The 6,598-nt window shown below is 29.1% G+C and carries 4 protein-coding genes and 1 CRISPR repeat array; of the genes, 1 reads left to right on the top strand and 3 read right to left on the bottom strand.

Annotation, left to right across the window (positions count from 1 at the left end; all coding sequences use genetic code 11):
• Window positions 1-89 precede the first annotated feature (89 nt).
• Window positions 90-649: direct repeats of the CRISPR family, unit length 36 nt; unit sequence AATATCGTGTTTTCAAATCTTTAATCAAACCACAAC.
• Between the two features lie 63 nt (window positions 650-712).
• From ACIQ0M_RS02030 to cas9, 3 genes are read right to left on the bottom strand one after another with little or no spacing between them, the layout of a single operon-like run.
• Window positions 713-1,000 carry a type II toxin-antitoxin system RelE/ParE family toxin gene (locus tag ACIQ0M_RS02030; protein ID WP_396149193.1) on the bottom strand — a complete coding sequence of 96 codons (288 nt, stop codon included), beginning with the start codon at window positions 998-1,000 and terminating at the stop codon, window positions 713-715.
• The gene (locus ACIQ0M_RS02025) at window positions 990-1,235 is read right to left on the bottom strand and encodes a type II toxin-antitoxin system ParD family antitoxin (RefSeq protein WP_396149191.1); all 246 of its coding nucleotides are present in this window, start codon (window positions 1,233-1,235) and stop codon (window positions 990-992) included. The genes ACIQ0M_RS02030 and ACIQ0M_RS02025 overlap by 11 nt, the downstream gene beginning before the upstream one ends.
• Before the next feature lie 40 nt (window positions 1,236-1,275).
• Entirely contained in the window at window positions 1,276-5,625 is a 4,350-nt protein-coding gene (gene cas9, locus ACIQ0M_RS02020; RefSeq protein WP_396149189.1) for a type II CRISPR RNA-guided endonuclease Cas9, read from the bottom strand.
• Window positions 5,626-5,925: 300 nt separating this feature from the next.
• On the opposite strand from cas9, the gene ACIQ0M_RS02015 reads away from it, so the two are divergent.
• Window positions 5,926-6,597, top strand: a complete 672-nt coding sequence (locus tag ACIQ0M_RS02015) for a TetR/AcrR family transcriptional regulator (protein WP_396149187.1) — start codon at window positions 5,926-5,928, stop codon at window positions 6,595-6,597.
• Window position 6,598: the final 1 nt, after the last annotated feature.

Raw genomic sequence — 6,598 nt, 5'->3', positions numbered from 1 at the left:
AATCTTGCCTTATCACTGCAAAAAAGAAGCATTTTTTATTTACAAAATACACGATAATTTATTGATATTCAAACGACAAAAGCGACGCTAATATCGTGTTTTCAAATCTTTAATCAAACCACAACAGATGGTCCTGGTGGTTCTGTTTCTGCTAAATATCGTGTTTTCAAATCTTTAATCAAACCACAACAATTGAAATAAAAGGAGAAAGTCTGTTTAAATATCGTGTTTTCAAATCTTTAATCAAACCACAACCACATAACTCTTTAACTGTCGCAACTAAAAATATCGTGTTTTCAAATCTTTAATCAAACCACAACCATCCGATACAGTGTGCTTAAATCTAAGTAAATATCGTGTTTTCAAATCTTTAATCAAACCACAACATACGGTGGTTACATTGAAAGTACCGATGAATATCGTGTTTTCAAATCTTTAATCAAACCACAACTCACAAAACGACCATTTAAAAAATCAATATAATATCGTGTTTTCAAATCTTTAATCAAACCACAACCTTGCAATAATTGCAGCGTAATATCGACTGAATATCGTGTTTTCAAATCTTTAATCAAACCACAACAAAAGACTTCGACCAAAAAATGTGCAATGGAATATCGTGTTTTCAAATCTTTAATCAAACCACAACGGAGTGAGCTATCGCCGAAACTCCGTTGTGGTTTGAGTTGTTTAAGCATTTGAAAATTTTATGTCAATGAACTTTAAAATTTTGTCTTCCTATAATGGTGACGATTTCAATTTCATCACCTTTGATATTGTAATAAATCGTGTCAACACCACAAACACAGAATCGTTCTACATTTTTATAATTTGAAACTACCGGAAATAGGTAGGGATTGGATGCAATTTTTTCAAAACATTCATGAAGCATTGAGAAATACTTATCAGCTTGAGTATCTCCAAATCTGTGAACGCCAAATTCATAAATTCTCCACAAATCTTCTTTTGCTTCTCGAGTTAGAAAATAACTATAAAACATTCAATCTCTTTTTGAACTCAGCTAACATTTCTTCTTTGGTTTGTTTTGGTGCTAAACCGCTTTTTAAACCTCTATCAATTTTCATTTGCACATACTCGTGATACGCATCGCGTTCACGAGCTTGTTTAATCAAATAATTCACCGCTTCACTTTTGCTCGTAAATTCTTCCTTCGCTACTTGTTCTTTTAACCATTCATCGTTTTGATTGGCTAATGTGATGCTTTGTCGTGCCATGATTTTATTATTTAGTGGTGTAAATATACACCAAATAAAATTATTTTAAAAAATTAATTTTTCCAGTTGGAGTTAATTTAAATTCATATCCTTCTACAAAACAGTCAAATGAATTTACACCAATTTTAATCCAAGGATATTTTTTATGTTCCCCAATGTTTTTTCCACCTTTCATTCCTGTTTTTAAACCCATATATTCAGTTATTCTTTTTTTATCTCTAGCCTCTGAATGGTGCAATAATTTAATTTCAGCAGATTTTTCAACATCCATCTGCGTAATTTCAAATAAACGTTCTAAAAGTTTCTCTTCTGACATTTCAAATAACTCATTTGGAGATTTATCATAAATCAAAACCATTTTCCCTTTTGTAAGAATATATTTTAATGGATTAAGATTTTCATCTTTTTCAGGTGCAATAGGATATAACTTTTTGTCTACATTACTTAATTTAAAATACTTTCCTGCTTCAATTACATTTATCAATTGATTACTTCTTGATATTTTACCCATCTTGTCTATTCCTTCATACAAAGCCATGCAATAATTCCCATCATTCTTAGCGTGATAGAATTGTTTGTGTTCATGCCTAGAAACATCACGATGTTTTTTTATGAATAACGGATTGGTTACATCGCTTGTATAATATCGAATCTTCTTTATTGGAATTGGGCTTCCGTTTTTATTTGGCAATACATATAAATCATTTTTAATTTTATTTTCAAGAAGTTGTATTGCATCTTTTAATGGTTGCTCCTCTTCATCTTTTGCATTTTTCATCTGCTTTTTTAAATCTTCAATCTCTTTTTTGATAAGCTTTTCCTGCTCTCTTCCATTAGTAACAATTTCTTTTATTTTATCATCAACGATATTTTTTAAATCTGCATCTTTGAACATTTCGATTCCCTGTCGCTTTACATATTTGACAACTTCTTCGGTTTCACCTGTTTTTTTGTTAATTTCTTCTCTTTTTATAGCTCCATAATAACTTTCTTTATGCAATGTTCCTCTAACCGTATCACCTTGTTTGTATTTTACTTCACTATTGGCATTTCGTTGAATAATGCCTCTTTTTCTAATTTTCTTTTTACTTTGAATAGGTAAGTTATCAGGTGTATGATGACTTATTAAAGTATTGTTATCAAATTCATCTACATCTTTATGAAAACCTTCCCACGGTATTCTGTGCGAAAATGATGGCTTTGGTTTTCCATAAAATTCATTTTGTTCTAATTCGTGGTAATAATTGGCTAAAGCATCATTAATATCTCTTGTACAACAAGCAACAACAACTGCGTCTTTGGCATGATGAGCATGATTGTCTCTTGATTTTTCATTTAATCCCCACATTTGTCGCAAATTAGCAGTAGTTTTTCCTTTGATTGGATAGACTTTACTGAAAACCGTTTTAAGAAATAAATTTCCGTATTTACTAATGATACCAATATCAACCGATTGGCTGTTTTTAAAACTCTCTGGTACTTCTTCCCTTGTAAAAGATTTATACTTATTGAAATAATAAGAATACTCAAAGCGTAATTTGGTTCTTTCAATAATGTATTTATCACGTTTATCTTTGGTTGAAGCAGCTTTTACTTTTTTGGTTATGTCTTTAATTTGATTTTCTAAATCTTTAACTTTTGCGTACCAATGTTTAATTCTCGGTAAAATCCCTTCATGATTATGACATTCAAATGGAATTCTGTCTTTTTTGGTTTGACGATTATAGGTTGCACAACACAAGGTTTTATTAATCTGAGAGTTATCTAAACTTCTACTTCTAGGGATAGTGTGTTCTATATCAAACTTTGGATTATTGCCAATAAAATCAGACAAACAAATTGTTTTCCCCGTGTAAAGACAAACTTTATTCTGCTCAATCCAAAGTTGATATTTTAGAATATCAGTTTCTGTTGGTTCGTAATCATTATAATTAGAATTTACATCATCACAACCTTCCGTTTTAATTTCACCTTTAAAAATGGATTTTATTGCTTCACTATGTTTGTTTCTTCTGTCTTTTAAAATCTCATTCCATTGTCTTATTGCTACACGCTCGTTAGAAGAGTTTAACTCTCTAGGCATTTCAATATGAATAATGGTTTCTTCATCAATCATATCATCTTTTATCAATTGGTTAACCACTTTTTTCAATTGATGCAATGATCGCATTGCCATTGGATTTTTTATTGAAGAAATCAAAGGACTTCCTAAATATTTCTTGCCATCAACATCGCTTCTTTTGGCTTTTTTATAGACTTCAATTGCTGATGGATGATATAACTTTTTCAAACTTTCTTCATTAACATTAAAATTATCACTTAAAAAAGTTTTCAAAATTTCATCAATAGTTTGCTTCTTTGCAAATTCTCCTCTTTCTGAATTGAGTTTCATTTGATTTGAAAAAAGTTCAAAACATTCTGCTAAAATTTTGGTTTGAAAATTTTCTGGTGTTTCATTCCATTTTTTTGTTCCAAAAAAGTCTTTTACTTGTTTTTCTAATCCGTTTCTGTATGCATCAGCTAAAAAACTATTGGTTGAACTCCAAGTTCCATTTTCCTTTTTTACGTTTTTAATTAATCCGTTAACGATGTCTATATTATTACTATACAATTTATAATTTTCAATAATTGAATTAATCTCCTTGTTTATAACGTTTCTATTTTCATCATTATTCCATATTTCTAGTGGCAAAATATTTTTCATGTTTGCCAAAAAAACAGCGTGTGAGTAAATAAGATTTTGTTTTAAATAAGGTAGAATATTTCGAATTGCTTTTAAACTCAAAGAACCATAATCTTGTTTGAGTTTTATTTTAGAAAATTTGGTTGCTTTTTTTTCATCGCAATTAAGGTTTTCAATGGCAAATTGTTTTAGCAAATCTTCATTATCAAACCGGAATAATACATGCCAAACGTCATCTATAATATCTTCAATTGATTTCTGAACTTTTATGTACCCTTCTGTTTTGGTATTTTTTTCATAATTTGATAGTAAATATTCTTTCCAATTTATCCCGAAAACATCAACCAAATTTGCAATAGTTGGACAGCCTGCAACATTACTTCCTAAAGTATAATTGAACAAAACATTTTCATTAGAAATTTCTTTGTCTTTATAATATTTTGGAACCAATCCTTTTGGAGTTAACTTTTTGGCTATATCAATAAAATCAAAATTGGCTTTAGATTTTCTAAAAAACAATGATTCTATTTGCTCTCTTTCATCTTCATTTAATAATCTTAACTTTTCATCTAATGGAAATTTTATTTTAACATTATTCAAATAACTTAACATTCTGAATTCTTCAAAATCAGGATGTGAAATTGGCACACAAGCTTTTCTGTTTTCTAACGGACATTTTGCAACCAAACCTTTTTGCGATTTTAATGGTCTTTGAAAAAAGATAGTTTTTTCAATTGCCTCTTTTATTTCATTCGGAATATTCTGTTTGTTGCAGATAAAATTAAATTCCGTAAAATAATGATCAATTCGATGTGTATATTCACCTCGAATTTTTTCTCCCTTTTTATATAATTTATAAAAATATTCACCTAAAGTAGAACAGTTTTGCTCTTTTATCTTTTCAGTTAAATCACTAATTGCTCTTTTAACAGGTCCAAGAAATTCTTTTTTGTTTAATCTTTCGTGAAGTTTGTCCTTTAAATCTGTATAAACTAATGCAGAATTTTCTTTTATAATTGCGTTAAAAGCTCTTAATAACTTGAACATCGGGCTAGTGCTTATATCATCTTTGTCAAATGATGACAAAAATTCTGAAAATGCCTCAGAAAACTCAACAATCGAATTTGCATCATTAATTATTGATGTTATTTCAGAATTTTTTTCTTCAATAATCGAATTATCTGAATTATCTAATCGATTACTCAAAAAACCACGTCTTTGTGCAATATGATAAAAAGCTCTTCCTAAAATAAATCTATCCTCTCTTTTGTTCAAATTTAGGTTTTCAGTTGCGGCTTTAAATCGATAAGAATATGGATTCTTATTTTGTTTCTTTCTTTCCTCTTTACTATCTTGATTATCTGTACTCAACCAAATTCTGAATTCATCATTTTGAGGATAAATCTTTTTATATCGCCAATCATTCAATTCATCATCTGATAATTTCGGACATAAATTATTATCAGAAAGAACTTTTAACAATTGAATTTTTCTGATTTTTCGTCTATATTTTATTTTTCTTGCACTTCTAAATTCTGTTCGTTTTGCTGCTTTAGAACTTTCGCTATTAGTCTTTGCTTCAATATTTACTCCTTCTGAAAATATCCTAACGCCTTTATCAACAAGAGAAAAATCATTTCCATCTTTTTCCACAATCGCCCACCCTATCGAGTTCGTCCCTAAATCCAACCCTAAAATTTTTGCCATATCTATCTGCTTTTAAATCAATTCATAAATTTAATAAAAAGATTTTTACCATTTTTACGGAAATCCGTAATCCATCAAAAAAAGTTTTTTCTTATATTTGTTTTCAGATTAATATTTCAAATCTTTAATCTTATCACAATAAGGCTATATGCCGTAGATGAAAATCTTAAGTCCTGCTTCGGTGGGACTTTTTTTTATGGTTCCCATGTACAACTATTAAAATTTAGTTAATCAATTTCAATATCAATAGCAATACTATTAATTTTGCATTATTAAATTATATTCGTAAAAAGTTACTGTATGAAAAACATTTTGGAAGGCATCAAAATAAACATCAGTCCAAAAATTTATGTCAAAGATCCTGAAACCTCAGAATTAGGGAAAAAGATTGTTGAAAACAGTATTTTACTCATTGATGAAATTGGGTTTGATAATTTTACTTTTAAAAAATTAGGTCAAAGAATTGGTTCTAACGAAAGTTCTATCTATCGTTATTTTGAAAGTAAACATAAACTTTTACTTTACTTAACCTCTTGGTATTGGGGTTGGATAGAATTCAAATTAGTACTTTCCACTAACAGCATTTCAAACCCGCAAGACAAATTGATAAAAGCAATCGAAATTGTAACGGAAGAAATACTAACTGACAACAATCATCCACATATTAATGAAATTATTTTACACAAAATCATCATCTGCGAATTCTCAAAATCCTATCTTACAAAAGAGGTAGATGAAGAAAACAAAGAAGGCTATTTTTTAATTTACAAACGTGTCATTAATCGAATTATTGAAATGGTTAAGGAGGTAAATCCATCTTATCCTTTTGCTAAAAGTCTTGTTTCAACACTTGTTGAAGGAGCTTTACATCAACACTATCTCAAAGACCATTTTAAATCAATCACGGATTGTTCTGAAAAAAACACACCCACTGAGTTTTTCAAAACGTTAGTTTTAAAACAAATCAGTTAAT

Origin of the sequence: Flavobacterium sp. (assembly GCF_044339515.1) — a bacterium.
Lineage (GTDB): Bacteria > Bacteroidota > Bacteroidia > Flavobacteriales > Flavobacteriaceae > Flavobacterium.
This window is presented reverse-complemented; position numbering and strand designations above follow the sequence as displayed.

Bases quoted from the DNA above. Each gene is read 5' to 3' on its own strand.
- ACIQ0M_RS02030 (WP_396149193.1), bottom strand. From the start codon at position 1,000: ATGTTTTATAGTTATTTTCTAACTCGAGAAGCAAAAGAAGATTTGTGG.
- cas9 (WP_396149189.1), bottom strand. From the start codon at position 5,625: ATGGCAAAAATTTTAGGGTTGGATTTAGGGACGAACTCGATAGGGTGG.
- ACIQ0M_RS02025 (WP_396149191.1), bottom strand. From the start codon at position 1,235: ATGGCACGACAAAGCATCACATTAGCCAATCAAAACGATGAATGGTTA.
- ACIQ0M_RS02015 (WP_396149187.1), top strand. From the start codon at position 5,926: ATGAAAAACATTTTGGAAGGCATCAAAATAAACATCAGTCCAAAAATT.